Annotated in this window: 16 protein-coding genes, 1 tRNA gene and 1 pseudogene; 2 read left to right on the top strand and 16 right to left on the bottom strand. The window is 69.2% G+C overall.

Annotation, left to right across the window (positions count from 1 at the left end):
* Positions 1–40: 40 nt before the first annotated feature.
* The 7 genes from ABS361_06130 to ABS361_06100 all read right to left on the bottom strand — a co-directional run bounded on the left by ABS361_06130 (position 41) and on the right by ABS361_06100 (position 8,701).
* Positions 41–976, bottom strand: a complete 936-nt coding sequence (locus tag ABS361_06130) for an ABC transporter permease (GenBank protein XBY45832.1) — start codon at positions 974–976, stop codon at positions 41–43.
* Entirely contained in the window at positions 976–2,052 is a 1,077-nt protein-coding gene (locus ABS361_06125) for an ABC transporter ATP-binding protein (GenBank protein XBY45831.1), read from the bottom strand. The genes ABS361_06130 and ABS361_06125 overlap by 1 nt, the downstream gene beginning before the upstream one ends.
* Positions 2,049–3,056 carry an ABC transporter ATP-binding protein gene (locus tag ABS361_06120; GenBank protein ID XBY45830.1) on the bottom strand — a complete coding sequence of 336 codons (1,008 nt, stop codon included), beginning with the start codon at positions 3,054–3,056 and terminating at the stop codon, positions 2,049–2,051. Before ABS361_06120 ends, ABS361_06125 begins: the two co-directional genes overlap by 4 nt.
* A gap of 11 nt (positions 3,057–3,067) precedes the next feature.
* Positions 3,068–4,642 (bottom strand): ABC transporter substrate-binding protein, encoded by a 1,575-nt coding sequence (locus tag ABS361_06115; GenBank protein XBY45829.1) that lies wholly within the window; start codon positions 4,640–4,642, stop codon positions 3,068–3,070.
* 116 nt (positions 4,643–4,758) lie between these two features.
* Positions 4,759–6,396 carry an ABC transporter substrate-binding protein gene (locus ABS361_06110; protein ID XBY45828.1) on the bottom strand — a complete coding sequence of 546 codons (1,638 nt, stop codon included), beginning with the start codon at positions 6,394–6,396 and terminating at the stop codon, positions 4,759–4,761.
* Between the two features lie 118 nt (positions 6,397–6,514).
* Positions 6,515–7,336, bottom strand: coding sequence for a sugar phosphate isomerase/epimerase family protein (locus tag ABS361_06105; GenBank protein XBY45827.1), 822 nt, complete (start codon positions 7,334–7,336; stop codon positions 6,515–6,517).
* Between the two features lie 87 nt (positions 7,337–7,423).
* Entirely contained in the window at positions 7,424–8,701 is a 1,278-nt protein-coding gene (locus ABS361_06100; GenBank protein ID XBY45826.1) for an alkaline phosphatase family protein, read from the bottom strand.
* Between the two features lie 362 nt (positions 8,702–9,063).
* Between ABS361_06100 and phnF the strand changes: the two genes are divergently transcribed.
* Complete coding sequence (phnF, locus tag ABS361_06095) at positions 9,064–9,822, top strand: phosphonate metabolism transcriptional regulator PhnF (protein ID XBY45825.1); 759 nt, start codon at positions 9,064–9,066, stop codon at positions 9,820–9,822.
* Between the two features lie 81 nt (positions 9,823–9,903).
* On the opposite strand, the gene ABS361_06090 is transcribed toward phnF, so the two are convergent.
* A tRNA-Glu gene (locus ABS361_06090) sits at positions 9,904–9,978 on the bottom strand.
* A 348-nt stretch (positions 9,979–10,326) separates the two neighbouring features.
* Between ABS361_06090 and ABS361_06085 the strand changes: the two genes are divergently transcribed.
* A complete protein-coding gene (locus tag ABS361_06085; protein ID XBY45824.1) occupies positions 10,327–11,040 on the top strand; it encodes a phosphatase PAP2 family protein in 714 nt (237 codons plus the stop codon).
* A gap of 77 nt (positions 11,041–11,117) precedes the next feature.
* Here the strand turns inward: ABS361_06085 and ABS361_06080 are convergent, their stop codons facing one another.
* From ABS361_06080 to sufC, 8 genes and pseudogenes are all read right to left on the bottom strand, one after another.
* Entirely contained in the window at positions 11,118–11,660 is a 543-nt protein-coding gene (locus ABS361_06080; protein XBY45823.1) for an SRPBCC family protein, read from the bottom strand.
* A gap of 17 nt (positions 11,661–11,677) precedes the next feature.
* Entirely contained in the window at positions 11,678–12,058 is a 381-nt protein-coding gene (locus tag ABS361_06075; GenBank protein ID XBY46827.1) for a metalloregulator ArsR/SmtB family transcription factor, read from the bottom strand.
* 150 nt (positions 12,059–12,208) lie between these two features.
* Positions 12,209–12,869, bottom strand: a pseudogene (gene tenA, locus ABS361_06070) (thiaminase II).
* Between the two features lie 94 nt (positions 12,870–12,963).
* Complete coding sequence (sufA, locus tag ABS361_06065) at positions 12,964–13,338, bottom strand: Fe-S cluster assembly scaffold SufA (protein ID XBY45822.1); 375 nt, start codon at positions 13,336–13,338, stop codon at positions 12,964–12,966.
* Between the two features lie 13 nt (positions 13,339–13,351).
* Complete coding sequence (locus ABS361_06060) at positions 13,352–13,711, bottom strand: SUF system Fe-S cluster assembly protein (GenBank protein ID XBY46826.1); 360 nt, start codon at positions 13,709–13,711, stop codon at positions 13,352–13,354.
* Positions 13,712–13,795: 84 nt separating this feature from the next.
* Entirely contained in the window at positions 13,796–15,031 is a 1,236-nt protein-coding gene (locus tag ABS361_06055) for a cysteine desulfurase (GenBank protein ID XBY46825.1), read from the bottom strand.
* Positions 15,032–15,091: 60 nt separating this feature from the next.
* The gene (sufD, locus tag ABS361_06050) at positions 15,092–16,435 is read right to left on the bottom strand and encodes a Fe-S cluster assembly protein SufD (protein ID XBY45821.1); all 1,344 of its coding nucleotides are present in this window, start codon (positions 16,433–16,435) and stop codon (positions 15,092–15,094) included.
* A gap of 10 nt (positions 16,436–16,445) precedes the next feature.
* The gene (gene sufC, locus ABS361_06045; protein ID XBY45820.1) at positions 16,446–17,204 is read right to left on the bottom strand and encodes a Fe-S cluster assembly ATPase SufC; all 759 of its coding nucleotides are present in this window, start codon (positions 17,202–17,204) and stop codon (positions 16,446–16,448) included.
* Between the last annotated feature and the right edge of the window lie 27 nt (positions 17,205–17,231).

Below are 17,231 nucleotides of genomic sequence, written 5' to 3'. Positions count from 1 at the left end.
GTCTTCTCCGCTCGGAGCGATCCTCCGAGCGGGCCTTGCTCTAATGCGCGCCGGCCGCCGCGCCGGTGCGCAGCCGCGGGTCGAGGAAGCCGTAGAGGAAGTCGACGATCAGGTTCGACACGACCATGGTCGCCGCGACCAGAAGCAAGATGCACTGCACGACCGCGAGATCGCGGTTGGCGACCGCGACGACCAGGAGGCGCCCGACGCCCGGCCAGGAGAACACGCTCTCGACCACGACCGCGCCGGCGATCAGCGAGCCGACCATGAAGCCGACGATGGTGACGGTCGGGATCGCCGCGTTCGGCAGCGCGTGGTCGGCGACGACGCGCGCCCAGGCGAGGCCCTTGGCCGAGGCCGTGCGGATATAGGGCTGGCCGAGCACCTCGAGCATGGCGGAACGGGTGAAGCGGGCGAGGATCGCCGCGCCGCCGACGCCGAGCGTGACGATCGGCAGGATCGCGTGGCGCCACGAGTCCTGACCGCCCGACGGCAGCCAGCCGAGCTGCACGGCGAAGATCAGCACCAGCACGAGACCGAGCACGAAGCTCGGCACCGTGAAGCCGGCGACCGCGAGCGCCATGACCGTGCGGTCGATGGCGCTGCCGCGATGGAGCGCGGCATAGATGCCCGAGGGTACGCCGATGCCGACCTTGATCAACAGCGCCGGAATGGTCAGCGCCAGCGTCGCCGGCACGCGCTCGAGCACCAGATCGATCGCCGGCCGGCCGTCGCGCATCGAACGGCCGAGCTCGCCCTCGGCGATGGCGCCGAAATAATGCACGTATTGCAGCCAAATCGGCTGATCGAGCCCCCAAGCCTTGCGGAAGGCCGCGATCACCTCGGGCGGCGCCTCCGGTCCCATGATGATCAGGGCCGGATCGCCCGACATGCGCAGCACGACGAAGGCGAAGGTCACGACGAGCGCGATCGTGATGAACGCGCGCAGGAGCCGGATCGAGAAATAGCGCAGCATCAGGCGGCCTCCCCTCGTGCACCTTGGGCCGGACGGTTCGCGGTCTGATCGACCAGATGACAGGCAACGGAGCGGCCCTGCCCGATAGCACCCTCGCCGACAGCACCCTCACCGGCAGCGCCCTGCCCCGCAGTGCCCTGCCCCGCCCCGGCGACCGCGACCAGCGCCGGCGCCTCGACCCGGCAGCGCGCCATCGCCATCGGACAGCGCGGATGGAACGCGCAGCCCGCCGGCCGCATCGCGGGGTTCGGCGGATCGCCGACAAGCACGATGCGTTCGCGGCCACGATGGCCCGGCACCGGCGAGGCCGAGACGAGCGCACGCGTGTAGGGGTGCAGCGGCGCGGCGAACAGGTCGTCGGCGTCGCCTTCTTCCACGATGCGGCCGAGATACATGACCGCGATGCGCCGGCTGATCTGCCGCACGACGCGCAGGTCGTGGCTGATGAACAGCATGGCGAGCCCGAGTTCGGCCTGCAGGTCGATCAGCAGATTGACCACCTGCGCCTGGATCGAGACGTCGAGCGCCGAGACCGGCTCGTCGCAGACGAGCAGCTCCGGCCCGAGCGCCAGGGCCCGCGCGAGCACGACGCGCTGGCGCTGACCGCCGGAGAGCTCATGCGGGAAACGCGCCCCCTGCGCACGGCTGAGGCCCACCGCATCGAGCAGCGTCTCGACGCGCTTCGCCCGTTCGGATGCGGCGCCGATCTCGTGGATGTCGAGCGGCTCGCGGATCTGTTCGGCGACCGCGATGCGCCGGTCGAGCGCGCCGAGCGGGTCCTGGAAGATCATCTGCATGCGCCGGCGCGAGGCGCGCCAGGCCGGCGTCGCGAAGGCCGGCATCGGCGCGCCGTCGAAACGCACCTCGCCCTCGTCGGCCCGGTCGAGCCCGAGCACGATGCGGCCGGTTGTCGATTTGCCCGACCCGGATTCGCCGACGAGACCGAGCGTCTCGCCGCGCATGAGCGCCAGCGACACGCCGTCGAGCGCGCGCACCTCGGTCTCCTTGCCGAACATGCCGGCCCGGCCGCGATAGCGCCGGACGAGGCCCGTGGCCGTGACGAGCGGTTCGGTCATGCGGTGGCTCCGATCGAGGTGGCGGTGGCCGGCAGGGTCGGCGCGGCGGCGCGCGCGCCGTCGAGCACGCAGGCGACGCGCCGCCCCTCGCCGATGCGGTCGAGCGCCGGCATCGCGCTCTGGCAGCGCCGGTCGGCGTGCAGGCAGCGCGGCCCGAAGGCGCAGCCGGCCGGCATATCGCGCGGATCCGGCACGACGCCCGGGATCGCGGTCAGCCGCCGGCGCGGCCCGTCGATCGGCGGCAGCGCGCCGAGGAGGCCGCGCGTGTAGGGGTGGCGCGGATCGTCGAACAGCGTCGTCGCCGGCGCTTCTTCCACGATGCGGCCGGCATACATGACCGCGACCCGGTCGCAGTTCTCCGCCACGATGCCGAGATCGTGGCTGATCAGCACGAGGGCCATGTCCATCTCGCGCCGGATCGACTGCAACAGATCGAGGATCTGCGACTGGATCGTGGTGTCGAGCGCGGTCGTCGGCTCGTCGGCGACGAGCAGATCCGGCCGGCCGGCGAGCGCCATGGCGATCATGATGCGCTGGTTCTGACCGCCGGAGAACTCATGCGGGAAGGCCGAGAGCCGCCGTTCGGCGTCGGGAATGCCGACTAGGTCGAGCAGCCGCTTCGCCTCGGCCTTGATCGCGGTCCCCGACAGGCCGCGATGCAGCGCGAGGCTCTCGGCGAGTTGCCGGCGGATCGACAGCACCGGATTGAGGCTCGACGCAGGATCCTGGAAGATCATCGCGATCCGCCCGCCGCGCACGTCTTCGAGCGTGCGCTTCGAGGCGGTCAGCAGATCCTGGCCGTCGAGCAGCACCCGGCCGCCGATCGCGGCATGGCCCGGCAGGAGGCCGAGCGCGGCGAGCCAGGTCACCGATTTCCCCGAGCCGGACTCGCCCACGAGCCCGACCGCCTCGCCCCGGCCGACCGCGAGATCGATGCCGCGCAGCACGGTCACGCCGTCGAAGGCGACGCTGAGGCCCTCGATCGTGACGAGGGGCACCTTCATGTCCGAGGCGCTCACGGCAGCGCCCTCATGTTGTCGGCCCGGAAGTCCATGAACTCGGCCGGATAGGCATTCCAGGCGAGATCCTTGCGCTTGCCGTAGAACATGGTCAGGTCGTGCAGGGCCGTCCCCGGCGGATCGTCGCGGTCGTAGATCTCGAGCATGCGTCGGAAGGTGCGCTTGCGCTCCTCGGCATCGAGCGAGGTCTGCAACACCGGGCCGAGCTTGTTGAATTCGTCGTTGGCCCAGGTCTTGGCGACCGCCTGCACGTTGCCGGCCGGACCATAGCGGCGGACCATGGCGCCGACCGGATCCTGCCAGAAGATCGTGTCGGAGCCGTCGAAGATGCCGAGGCCCGGCTCGTAGACCTGCGCCCAGTTCTCCTTGGTCTCGATCTCGACCTTCAGCCCGACCGCATGCCACATTTCCTGAAGGATCTGAGCGGTCTGGATCTGCAAGGTGTAGTAGTTGTTGAGAACGCGGTACGCGATCCGGCGGCCGTCGTAGCCGGCGGCCTTCAAGAGCGCCTTCGCCGCGTCGGGGTCGTAGCCCGGACCGGCGTAGTCGGCGAGGTAGAGGTCGCCGTAGCTCTTGTCCTGATGGCCGTTCGGCACCCAGGTACGCCCGCCGTAGAGACTGTCCACGATCGCCTGCCGGTCGATCGACAGGGCGAGCGCCCGGCGCACGCGCGGATCGGCGAGCGCGGGATCGAACTTGTTGAACAGCACCACGCGGACATTCTGGATCGGCCCGCCGGCGACCTCGCGGCCGGTCATGGCGGCGATCGGGCCGAGCTGATCGGGCGAGACTTCCGTGATGATGTCGGCCTCGCCGGTGGCGAGCTGGTTCATACGGCCGGCGAGCTCCGGCACGATGCGGAACTCCAACTCGTCGATCACCGGCCGCCCGGCCCAATGGGCGTCATGAGCGGCGAAGACGAAACGGCGGTCGTAGGAGAATTCCTTGACCTTGAACGGCCCGGTCGCGACCGGCGCCTTCTCCCAGGCCGCGAAACTCGGCGCGGCGAGGAAGGCGCGCTTGGAGACGATCTGCCCGGCCCAGCCGGCCAGCCGCTTCAGGAGCAGCGGATCGGCGCCCTTGGTCGTCACCCGCACGGTCATTGGCCCGGTCGCCTCGACCCGCTCGATCGTCGGCAGGAACGGCCGGCTCTGCTTGTAGCCCGGCGCCTCCGGCGACGACATGCGCTCGGGCCCGAAGCTGAACGCGACGTCCTCCGCGATCATGGCGCTGCCGTCATGGAAGACGACCCCCTCGCGCAGCACGAAGTCGACCGCGGTATCCGATACCCGCTCCCAGCGCGTCGCCAGACCCGGCAGGAGCTTGCCGCCGTCGCGATAGTCGACGCGCAACAGGTTGTCGTAGAGATTGTAGCCCATCCGGAACGAGACATTGCCGTAGTCGCGCACCGGTTCGAGCGTCGCGACCTGCGGCGAATTCGGCATCGCCACCACGACGCGGCGGCCGCGCGCCTCGGACCGCGCCGAAGTCGCCATCGCGAGACCGGCGACGGCGCCGCCCGCCAGCTTGAACGCATCGCGTCGCGTGAACGCCGTCGTGCCACTGCTCATCGCCGCGTCTCCGTCTTGGGATCGTTCCGAGGTCACGTCGTTCGATCGGGCCGCGGCGAGCGGCCCGATCGTCGGTCGCGTGCGCCCCGCCCTCGCCGGGCCGGGCCAGCTTCGGATCAGAGCGCGAAATTGCCGGCGCGGAAGTCCATCGCGAAGGCCGGGGCGGCCTTCCACTTGATCGACTTCGGCTTGGCGGTGAAGGTCGCGTTCTGGTGCAGGACCGTGTAGGCCGGATCCTCGCGCTCGCAGATCTCCAGCATGCGCCGGAATGCCTTGCGGCGCGTGGCGTGATCGGTCGAGGTTTCGAGGACTTCGGCCATCTTGTTGGCCTCCTCGTTGGTCCATTCGCCGATCTGCTGCTGCTGGCCATTCGGCCCGTGCTGGGCGACGATCGAGGACACCGGATCGTTGAACGGCGCGGAGTTCGACCAGTCGCGCACCGCCCGGGTCGGCGAGCGCTCCATGATCTGCGTCCAGTTCTCCTTGGTCTCGATCTTCACGTTGAGACCGACCGCGTTCCACATCTCCACCAGCACCTGCGCCGTCGGCACCTGGTTGGTGTAGTAATTGTTGAGCAGTCGGTACGGGATCGGATCGCCCTTGTAGCCGGCCTGCTTGAGGAGATCCTGCGCGACCTTCGGATCGTAGGCCGGGACATCCCAGTCGGCGATGAACATGTCGTCGTAATAGTCCCACTGCAGGCCCTTCGGCACCTTGGTGCGGCCGGCCCACAGGCTCTCGACGATCGCCTGCCGGTCGATCGCATGCGTCATGGCGCGGCGGACCAGCGGGTTGGCGAGCACGGGGAAGTTCTTGTCGAACACGGTCAGGCGGTGGTTCAGGATCGTGCCGCCCTGCACCTCGAAGCCGGCGTTCTTCTCGATGCCGGGGATCTGGTCCGGCGGGATGTCGCAGGCGAACTGGAACTCGCCCGACAGGAGCCCGTTGACGCGGCTCGCGACCTCCGGCACCTCGACGAAGCGGATGCGCTTCACCGGCGGCCGGCCGCCCCAATATTCATCATGCGCCTCGAGCACCAGATAGGTGTCGGGCTTGTATTCGACGATCTTGTAGGGACCGGTGGTGATCGGCTTGCGCGCCCAGTCGAGATAGGACGCCGCATCGTCCCAGCCCTTGCGGCTCATGATGTCCGAGCCGTAGCGCGACAGGCGGCCCTCGAGCGTGACGTCCGGCGTCGCGTTGACGAAGCGCACCGTGTACTTGTCGACCGCCTCGACGCGGATCAGGTCCGGCCAGGCGCGGCGGGCGGTGGCGGAGACTTCGGGCGGCAGTTCCTTGCCCGGCCGCGGCGACGGGATGTTCTCGCTCGCCTTCAGGGTCGACCGGTTCTTGGCCTCGGTCGCACCGAACATGCGCTCGCGCGAGAAGGTGAAGACCACGTCGTCGGCGGTCATTTCCTCGCCGTTGTGGAACTTCACGCCCTGGCGCAGCTTCAGCTCGACCGTCTGGGCGTCGATGCGGCGCCACTCGGTCGCGAGCTGCGGCACGCGCTTCAGGCCGCCGATCCAGTCCTTGCCGATCAGCGGCTCCCAGATCGAGGAGAAGAACACGCGCTCGCCGACGTTCGACTGCTCGCGCAGGTTATCGAGCGTGTTGGAGTTGGCGACCTTCTGGACCGCGATGTTGATCGACGGCCGGTTGTCCGCCTGCGCAATGGCGAAACGCGGCAGGATGAGCGAACCGGCGCCGGCAAGACCGGCCCCGAGGACATGACGACGCGACACCGGAATCATGGATGATCCTCCAGCGGACGTCCCGGCGCGGCGGGACCGACGGGTTTGTTTCGAACGACGAGAACGGGTCGAGATGCGAGCGGGGCGGCGCGATCCGATCGCGCCGCCCCGTGAGCCTTCAGACGACGAGACCGAGCGCCTCGAGATGCGCCGCGCCGCGGCGCAGGTTCACCTGATCCTTGACCTCGATGATCAGGCGCGGCTTCACCTTGAGCCGACCGACGGCGCGGAACACCGCGCGCCAGTTGATCGTGCCCTCGCCCGGCAGCCAGTGACGATCGGCGTAGCCGTCGACGTCCTGGACATGGATATGGGCGAGCATCTCGGCGGCGGCGTCGACATAGTAGTCGACCGGCGGCGCGCCATGGGTCGAATGGGCGAGATGGGCGTGGCCGGTGTCGATCGAGACGCGGACCGCCTGACTGTCGAAGCTGTAGACCAGCTCGACGCGATCGTTCGGATCCATGTCTTCGATGTTCTCGATCACCAGCTCGACGCCCTGATCCTCGGCGCGCGCCACGACCGGATCAAGCGTCTGGTGCACGCGCTCGATCAGCTGATCGCGCGAGCCGGGATTGTTGTCGAGGTTCTGGTAGTCCCAGGTCGTGTAGGGCGAATGCACGACCATCTGCGTCGCGCCGATCGCCTCGCAGGCGTCGAGGCCCTGCATCAGGCGCTTGGTCACGACCGCGCGGATCAGCGGATCCTGGCTGTCGATCTTGAAGCCCCAGAACGGGCCGTGGATGCCGAGGCGACCGGTGTAGCCATCAAGCAGACCCTTGATCTTCTCGGCGATCGGCGACCAGTCGGAATCGAGCACTTCGGCGGAAAAGAAGTCCTGGATCTCGAGATCGCGCTGGCGCTCCAGAATCCAATCACGATGAATTTCGAGCATACGCGAAGCGAGAGCCGCGCCAATTACCGGAAGTTCTTCCGACATGATCATGCCACCATAATATTGGGATTGAACAAGACCATACGCCCCTTGCATTACGCTTGAGTGACGCACGGCAACTTTGTCTCGACTTCAGGCCACCCGCAAGGATGGCTGCAGCGGCCGGCCGTCGAGCCCGTCCCAGCCGAGGCCGAGATGGGCGAGCGCGGTCGGCGCGATATCGGTGATGCTGGAACGTTCGCTGACCGTCCGCCCCATCTCGAAGCCATGGCCGACGGCGATCAGCGTCGGGTTGGTCTCGCGCTCGCCGCGCCCACCATGCATGCCGCAGTCGCGGCGCACGTCGTCCTCGGCCTCCGAGAAGCGCACCGCCATGGCGGTCAGGCCCGGCACGCCGTTGACGTTCGCCCCCTCGGTCTTGGCGAGATCGATCGCGATCACGTCGTCGCCGGGGATCTGGCCGAGCGCCGGCAGATCGTCCCCGCGGAACACGGCGCCGACCCAGCGCTGCTCGCCGAGCCAGGCGGCCGCCTCGTCGATGCGATCGAGCGCGGCGCCGCCGAAATGGATGAAGGCGGCCGAGCCCTGCGGCGCGACCACGATCTCCGGACCGTCGAGTTCGCGCTTGAACCCGGCCTCGTGGAGCCGTCGCTCGACCGGGATCACCTCGGTCACCGCCTCGTGGCCGTGATCGGAGCCGATCAGGAACAGCACGTCGTGGCCCGCGTCGCGCAGCCGGTCGACGGCCTCGGCGACGCGCGCGACCTGGTTATCGGCATGGCGCAGCGCGGCCAGATGCACGTCGCCGCCGAGCGGCGCGGCGTGCATCGAGGTATCCGGCTCGCAGAGCCACAGCGTCGCCGCCGCAGGACGCATTTCGTCGAGCGCGCGGATGAACCGGTCCGTCATCACGATGTCACCGGCCGCGTCCTTGCTGGCGCGCACGACCTCGCCGGTCGGCACCCGGCCGGGGCCGTAGCAGAGTTCGCGGTGGAACAGGTGGCCGTGGCCGCCGGCATCGTGGAAATAGGCCGCCCCCGGCGACACGTTGGAGGCGAGCACCGCGCCGCCGACGGCCGCGACGCGTTCGGCGAGCGCGGGGCGCGTCAGGAGCCGGCCGTACTGGCGCTTGTAGGTCTCGTAGAATTCCGGCAGGCCGACGTCGTGGAACGCGTGGCCACCGGGGATCGGCAGGCCGATCGAGTTGCCGCGCAGGCCGTGCGAAACCGGATGCGAACCGGTCGCGATCGAGGCCGACGAGGCGCGCGTCGCCGACGGGAAGATGCCGCGATGGTCGGCGAACCAGGTGCCGGCGCGGCGCAGCGCCGCCATGGTCGGCGTGGTCGCATCGGAGACGAAATCCGGACGGTTGCCGTCGCAGATCACGGTGACGACGATCGGATGCGGCATGGCACTGGTCCCCGGCTGGGCGGGCGGCACCCGGCAGTTTCCCGCTTTCGGCCATCCCTCGGCCGGAGTTGTCTAGTTCGCCTCGATAACAGCGCCATGAACACGGGTCGCGGGCAGCGGCAGCCCGCGCGGCACTCCCGGTGGTAGGAGCCGCCCGGTGGCATGCCAGAGAAGCGCGACTGTCTTCCGCCGGACATCGAAGTCGGGCAGTTTCGCGGCCCCGCCGCCCGCGGCCGCGCCGCCCTCGGCCGCACCGGCGTGTGTGCCCGCCCCGGTGGTTCGGTCGAGACGGATGGATCCCGCCCGTCTCGTGAATCCGACCACCAACCTGTCGACCACTGGCCCAATCCGGACCCGCTCGCATGACCGAAGAGGAAAACGAGGCACCCGTCCGCCGCAGCGGCTCGCGCGGCCCAGCGGCGATGCCGGTCTGGCATATGATCCGGATGGAGCTCGAACACGAGATCCGCTCCGGCCTGATCGGCGTCGGCGCGAAACTGCCGTCCGAACACGAGCTGGCCGAGCGTTTCGGCGTGAACCGCCACACGGTGCGCGCCGCCTTCGCGCGGCTCGCCGAACAGGGGCTGGTCGTCGCCCGGCGGGGCGCCGGCGTGTTCGTCGCCGAACGCCCGCCCGAATACGCGATCAACCGCGACACCAAGTGGAGCGAGATCGAGGCCGCGATGGCGGCCGAGCCGGCCGGGCGTCTGATCGCGGAATACCGCCGCAAGGCGACCGGCCGCATCGCCGCGCAGCTGCACCTTGCCGAGGGCACCGAGCTGATCGTGCTCGAATCGGTCCGCAGCGCCACCGCGCGCGTGACGACCTACGGTTATCACGCCTTCGAAGCCGCCCGTTTCGACGGCATCGGCGCCCGCTTCGCCGAGCGCCGCAGCTTCACCGCCGCGATCACGTCCTTCGGCATCCCGCGCTTCTTCCGCACCTCGACCTGGATCGACTGCCGCATGCCGCGCCGCATCGAGGCCGAGGCCCTCGGCGTGCCCACCGACCAGCCGGTCATGGTGATGAGCTATGTCGACAGCGACGCGACCGGCACGCCGATCCTGCTCGGCACGGCGGTGCTGCCCTCGGGAAGTTTGACGCTACGGGTGGATACGTGAGCGAGGCCGCGAGCGCGTCTTGGCGAGGCGCGGTCGAGCGGACATCGTCCAGAAGCGAAATCGTGCAGGAAGAAGTGTCTGTGGCGCGCCCTACGGGAGTCGAACCCGTCTCTGCAACGTGAAAGGCTGCCGTCCTAACCGATAGACGAAGGGCGCTGACGGGGGCCTTATAGGGGTGTTCGACCGGCGGGGCAAGTCCTTCGCCGGCGTCTGGTCGGCGGCATCCACAGGCCCGCCGATCGGTCGCGTCGGCACGGGCTCGCAGCGCATTCCGATCCATCCGGCCGGGCTTCGCAAGAAAAATGCGAGGAATACGCGGCGTGACGCTCCAACATGACAAGTGTGACAAGAGCTTCACGAGAGCGCCACGAAGCCGATGCTAGAGCGCGACCGCATCCGCACGGCGACCGCCGCGCGGATCGCCGGACCGTCGGAACGCCGGGGCCTCAGCGCCGGGCGGAGCCGGCGCCGCTCGTTTCACCTACCGCCCTGAGGATCCGCCCGATGATCGCCCGCCGCACCCTGCTCGCGACCGCCGCTGCCTTCGCCCTGTTCGCCGCCCTGCCCGCCCCGGCGGCGCGCGCGGGCGAGGAGCCCTACATCACCGCCAAGACGCTCGACCTGATGAACTTCCTGCCGCCGCCGCCCGTCGCCGGCAGCGCCGAGGACATGGCTGATCGCGCCGCCGTGGTCGCCGCCCAGAAGGCCGCGGGCCCGGAGCGCGTCGCGCTCGCCCAGCATGACGCCGAAGAGACCATCTATGTGATGTTCGACAAGGTCATGGGCGACAAGTTCAAGGCCGAAGCGCTGCCGCTGACCTCGAAACTGTTTACCCGCCTCGGCGAGAGCGAGGACGCGACCATCGATCCGGTCAAGCCGGCCTATGGCCGGGTGCGCCCGTATCTCGCCGCGCCCGAGGAGATCAAGGCGCAGGTGAAGGCGTCGAAGAGCGGTTCCTACCCCTCCGGCCACACCACGCGCGTGACGCTGAGCGCGATCGTGCTGTCGGCGATGGTGCCGGAGAAGCGCGCCGAGATCTGGGCCCGCGCCGACGAATATGCCTGGAGCCGCGTCGTCGGGGGCATGCACTATCCGCGCGACCTCGACGGCGGCCGCCGCGCCGGCACCGCCATGGCCGCGACCGCCTTCGCCGATGCGAAGTTCCAGGCCGACTTCGCCGCCGCACGGGCCGAACTGCGCGCCGCGCTCGGCCTCTGAGCGGTCCGACGCATTTGCCGCGAAGGACGACACGGCCGGCGGTGACGCCGGCCGTTTTCTTGCGATGCCGTCGCTTGTCAGGCCGGCATCCGCCGATCGTATGCATCACGCAGCGCGCGCCAGTGGTCCCAGAACGGCGGCAGGTCGGCGCCGCCGAGCTTGGCCGCCATGACGTCGAGATGCGCGTGCCAGCCGGCGCCGATCTTGAGCCGCATGTCGCGTTCGACGATCCGGGTATGGACCAGCGTCAACAGCACGCGATCACCCGCCGGCGCCAGTTCGAAGCAGACCGTGCCCTCGCCCCAGGCGATCTCGAGCCGGTACGGCGGCTCGGCCGCGATCACGCGGCTCGCCATGCTGTGCTCGGCGCCAAAGCCCTCCGGACGGGCGCCGGGCGGATCGGTCAGTTCGTCGTTGCGCCAGGTGAAGGTGAAGGCCGCGCCGGGCGTGAGGTCCATAGCGCCCGCCGCCAGCCACTGCCGACGCAGGTCGCTGTCGGTGAGATAGGCCCAGCACCGTTCGATCGGGCCGGGCAACAGCCGCTCGATCCGAAGCGTGGTCGGCTCGACCAGCCGCGCATGCGGGTCGATGGTTTGGGCTGAGGTCGTGATCGCGTTCATTGGGGCTTCCTCCTCTGTCATGGATCCGGCTTCGGGTCCGGTTCGGGGTCGCGGGTCTCGGCCGCCCGCGCATCCTCCGCGCGCAGGAGCCGATCGAGGGCATCGAGGCGGCTCGTCCAGAACCGCTCGTAAGAGGCGAGCCACGCCTGTGCGTCGGCGAGCGGCGCGGCATCGAGGCGGCAGACATGGGTCCGGCCGCGGATCTCGCGTCGGATCAGGCCGGCGCTCTCCAGCACCTTGATGTGCTTGGAGGCGGCGGCGAGCGACATGTCGAACGGCGCGGCGAGTTCGCCGACCGAGCGTTCGCCCGCCGCCAAGGCCTGCACCATGCGCCGCCGCGTGGCGTCGCCGAGGGCGTGGAAGACGGTGTCGAGTTGGGATGCGCTTTGATCAACCATATGGTTGAATATAAGCACGCGATGCGGATTGTCAACCGAATGGTTTAGCGTTGACGCGAGTTGCTGCACTGACGGGCGCGCCGCCAGAAGGCTCCGGGCTTCAGGTCGGAAACAGAAACAGGAGCCGGCGCCCGCCCTCACCGCCCCGCCTCAGGCGGCGTCGAGGCCCATCTGCCAGAAATCGGCCTCGAGCAGCGAGGCCTGGGCGAAGATGTCGGCGAGGTCTTCGAAGCGCGCCTCGGTCATCGCGCGGGCGGCAAGGCCGTCGAGCTTCGCGCGCGGCGGCCGCGACCTCGACATAGCCCTCGCTCGCATATTCCGCGATCCAGCGCGCATAAGGGTTGGGCGGGTCGAGCGCCCCCGGCCGGGCGGCGAGCTTGGTCGCGATCTCGGCATAGCCGACGACGCAGGGCGCCAGCGCGACATTGAGATCGAGCAGGTCGCCGGAGAGCCCGACGTCGATGACGTAGCGCGTATAGGCCGTGGTCGCGCGCGCCTCCGGCGTCGCCTCGATCGCGGCCGCATCGAGCCCCCATTCGGCGCAATAGGCCAGATGCAGGTCCATTTCCTTGTCGAGGATCGCCGAAAGCCCGCGATGGGCGGCACGCATGTCGGCGAGCGTCCGGCTCTTGAACACGGCCAGCGCGTAGGCCCGCGCGAACTGGATCAGGAACAGGTAGTCCTGCACCAGATAGGTCCGGAACGCCGCAACCGGCAGCGCGCCGGTGCCGAGGCCGTCGACGAAGGCGTGATCGACATAGGCCGACCAGGCGAGCGGCCGGGCGGCCTTGAGGCGATCGAACAGATCCATGGGGCGGGGACGCTCGGGGCTGGAGACGGTACTGGCGGGCGGTCAGGCTTGACGCCTGCCGCGATTGCCGAGGCGGGAAGTCTCGGGGCTCGCCTCAGTGCTGGGCGGCGAGCGCGGCCGGATCGGCCGGCTTCAGCTCGACGCTCTCGCCGCAGCCGCAGGCCGAGACCTGGTTCGGGTTCTCGAACACGAAGCCGGAGGAGAGTTTCGTGACGCGGAAGTCCATGACCGTGCCGAGCAGGAACAGCGCCGCCTTCGGATCGACGAACACGGTCACGCCCTTCTCCTCGACGACGTCGTCCTTAGGGTCCGGCGTGGTCACGTAGTCGACCGTGTAGGACATGCCCGCGCAGCCGCCCTTCTCGACGCCGAGCCGGAGGCCGACCACGGGTTCGTCCGACGACGCCATGATCTCCTTCACGCGTTCGGCGGCGGCATCGGTCAGCGAGATCACCTTCAGTCCGAACATGGCTCGGTCTCCCTCAGTACCAGTCGAGCGCCACCCGCGCCTCGTCGGACATGCGGCTCTGGTCCCACGGTGGGTCGAACACCATCGTGACGGCGACGGTGCCGACGCCCGGCACCGAGCTGACGGCGTTCTCGACCCAGCCCGGCATCTCGCCGGCGACCGGGCAGCCCGGCGCGGTCAGCGTCATGTCGATCGCAATGTTGCGATCGTCGTCGATGTCGATCTTGTAGATCAGGCCGAGTTCGTAGATGTCGGCCGGGATCTCCGGGTCGTAGACCGTCTTCAGCGCGGCGACGATGTCGCCGGTCAGCCGGTCGAGCTCCTCGGGCGCGATCGCGACAGCGCTCGGCTTGGCGATCTCGGCCGGCCCCATCGGTTCCTCGGACCTGGTATCCATCTTGCGTCCTTCGTTCCCATTCTGACGGCCGGCGCATGTCCGACCGCGCGTGATCGGCCGTCAGCCGAAGAAATCTTGCGCCTTTTGCAGCGCCTCGGCCAGCCGGTCGATCTCCTCCGGCTTGTTGTACATCGCGAACGACGCCCGGCATGTGGACGTGACGCCGAAGCGCTTCAAGAGCGGCTGGGCGCAATGCGTGCCTGCGCGCACCGCGACCCCGTAGCGATCGAGAATCGTTGCGACGTCGTGGGCGTGCGCGCCCTCGAGTTCGAACGACACGATCGCACCCTTGCCCGGCGCGCGGCCGAAGATGCGCACGCGGTTGATCTGCGACAGCCGCTCGGTCGCGTAGTCGCGCAGCGCCTCTTCATGCGCCATGATGCGCGCCTTGCCGACGCTGTCGATGTACTTCAGCGCCGCGCCGAGCCCGACCGCCTCGATGATCGGCGGCGTGCCGGCTTCGAACCGGTGCGGCGGCTCGCCGTAGGTGACCAGGTCCTCGGTCACGTCCTTGATCATCTCGCCGCCGCCGAGGAACGGCGGCATGGCCGCCAACAGCTCGCGCCGGCCCCACAGCACGCCGATGCCGGTCGGACCATAGAGCTTGTGGCCGGTGATGCCGTAGAAGTCGACACCGAGATCCTGAACGTTCACCGGCAGATGCACCGCGCCCTGCGCGCCGTCGACGATCACCTTGGCGCCGACCGCGTGGGCCGCGCGCGCGACCTCCTTGATCGGCACCACGGTGCCGAGCACGTTCGACATGTGCGTGACCGAGACGATCTTGGTCCGCGGCGACAAGAGCTTCTCGAACGCCTCGAAATCGAACACGCCGTCGTCCGACACCGGCACCCACTTGATCACCGCGCCCTTGCGCTCGCGCAGGAAGTGCCAGGGCACGATGTTGGAATGGTGCTCCATGATCGAGAGCACGATCTCGTCGCCCGCGCGGATGTCCTGCCCGAGCGAATAGGCGAGCAGGTTCATCGCCTCGGTGATCGACTTCGTGAACACGATCTCGTCGGTCGTGGCCGCGCCGAGGAAGCCGCGCACGATCTCGCGCGCCTCCTCGAACGCCTCGGTCGAGGCGTTGGCGAGATAATGCAGGCCGCGATGGACGTTGGCATATTCCGACGTCATCAGCCGCGTCATGCGGTCGATGACCTGTTGCGGCTTCTGCGCCGAGGCGCCGTTGTCGAGATAGGACAGCGGCTTGCCGTGGACGCTCATCGCGAGGATCGGGAAATCCGCGCGTATCGCGTCGACGTCATAAGGGGCGGTCACCTGCGCTGCCATGTTCACGGGAACGATCCCTTCCGCTGAATGTCCGAACGTCCGGCCGAGGGCGCGGCGCCCTCACCCGCGCGCGGCGCGCGCCGCGAGCCAGGCCTCCAGATGCCCCGTCAGGATATCGCGGAGCGCGCCGCCATGATCCTCGCCGAGCACCGAACCGACCTCGTCGATCACCTCGCCGAGGAACGACTGGATCAGCAGCGCCTCCGCCTCCTTGCGCGGCACGCCGCGCGACATGAGGTAGAACACCAGCCGCTCGTCGATCTCGCCGCAGGTGGCGCCATGGCCGCAGGCGACGTCGTCGGCGAAGATCTCCAGCTCCGGCTTGTTGGCCATCTCGGCCTCGTCGGAGAGCAGGAGCGCGTTGGACGCCATCTGGCCGTCGGTCTTCTGCGCGCCGTGGCGTACGATGATCTTGCCCTGGAACACGCCCTGCGCCGCCTCGTCGACGACGGTGCGGAACAGTTCGCGGCTCTCGCAATGAAGCGAGGCGTGGTCGACCACCAGCGTCGTGTCGGCATGGCGGCGGCCGTCGAGCATGGTGGCGCCGCGCAGCGCCAGCTTCGAGTGGTCGCCCTGCATGCGCACGAACAGCTGCCGGCGCGCGATGTCGCCGACCGACTGCAAGGCGAAGCTCGCGAACTCGACATGCGCCCCGAGCACCGCGGTCAGCGTGCCGACGTTGACGGCCGAGAAATCCGCCGCGCGGATCACGAGATGCTCGACCTTGGCGCCGTCGGCGACGACAAAGTTGAGCATCGAGGTCTGCTGGTGCCCGGCCTGATCCGCCTCGAGCACCTCGACGATCGCGACCGAGGCGCCCGCCCCGACATCGACGAGCGAGCGCGTGTGCACGCCGCGCGCCGCGCCCGGCGTGATCGCCTGGACGATGACGATCGGCGTCGCGACCGCGGCGCCGGCGGCGACCTTCACGACGACGCCGTCGGTCATCAGCGCCGCATTGAGCGCGATGATCGGATCGCCATGGGCGACGAGCGGGCCGGACAGCGCCGCGATCTCGGCCTCCGAACCCGAACCGAGCAGATCCTTGAGCGAACCGGCGGTCACGCCGGCCGGCAGGCCGGCGAGATCCGAGAGATCGGCCCGGAACACGCCGTCGATCACGAACAGCCGGACCGCGCCGTCGAGAAGCGTCCGCGCCGCGATCGCCGAGGCGGCCGCCGCATCGGTCGGCAGATCGAGCGGCTTCGCCTCGCGCAGGCTCGCCTTGAGATCGGTGTACTTCCACTCCTCGACGCGCCGATGCGGCAGGCCGGTGTTCTCGAAATGCCTGGCAGCCGCATCCCGCAAGCCGCGCGCGGCCGAGCCGTCGGCGGCGGCGCGCGCGTTCGCGGCCGCGATCAGCGCCTGTTCGGCGGCCGTCTTCAGGGGTGTCACCTTTGCCATGACGCCCTCCTCACGCGGCCTCGACGCCGACATACTCGGCATAGCCGTTGGCCTCGAGTTCGAGCGCCAGCTCGGGCCCGCCCGAGCGGACGATCCGGCCCTTCGACAGCACGTGGACGAAGTCCGGCTTGATGTGGTCGAGCAGGCGCTGGTAATGCGTGATCACCACGAAGGCGCGATCGGGCGAGCGCAGCGCGTTGACGCCGTCGGAGACGACCTTCAGCGCGTCGATGTCGAGGCCGGAGTCGGTCTCGTCGAGGATGCAGAGCTTCGGCGCGAGCACCGCCATCTGCAGGATCTCGTTGCGCTTCTTCTCGCCGCCCGAGAAGCCGACGTTGACCGGCCGCTTCAGCATGTCCTGCGTGATCTTGAGCGCCGCCGCCTTCTCGCGGACGAGCCGCATGAAGTCCGGGGTCGAGATGTCGCCCTCGCCGCGGGCGCGGCGCTGCGCGTTGAGAGCGGCCTTGAGGAAGGTCATGTTGGCGACGCCCGGGATCTCGACCGGATACTGGAACGCCAGGAACACGCCCTTGGCGGCGCGCGCATCGGCCTCGAGGTCGAGCAGATCCTCGCCGTCGAGCGTGACCGAGCCCTCGGTCACCTCATAGTCCTCCTTGCCGGCCAGGATATAGGACAGCGTCGACTTGCCCGAGCCGTTCGGGCCCATGATGGCATGCACCTCGCCCGGACGGACCTCGAGGTCCAATCCATGAAGGATTTCGCGGTCTTCGTCGGCGATCTTCGCGTGCAGGTTCTCGATCTTCAGCATCGGTTCTGGTCTCGTGTCGGGCGGCGC

Source organism: Ancalomicrobiaceae bacterium S20, assembly GCA_040269895.1.
Lineage (GTDB): Bacteria > Pseudomonadota > Alphaproteobacteria > Rhizobiales > Ancalomicrobiaceae > Methyloraptor > Methyloraptor flagellatus.
Note: the sequence above shows the minus strand (reverse complement) of the source record. Positions and strands in the feature narration are given on the sequence as shown.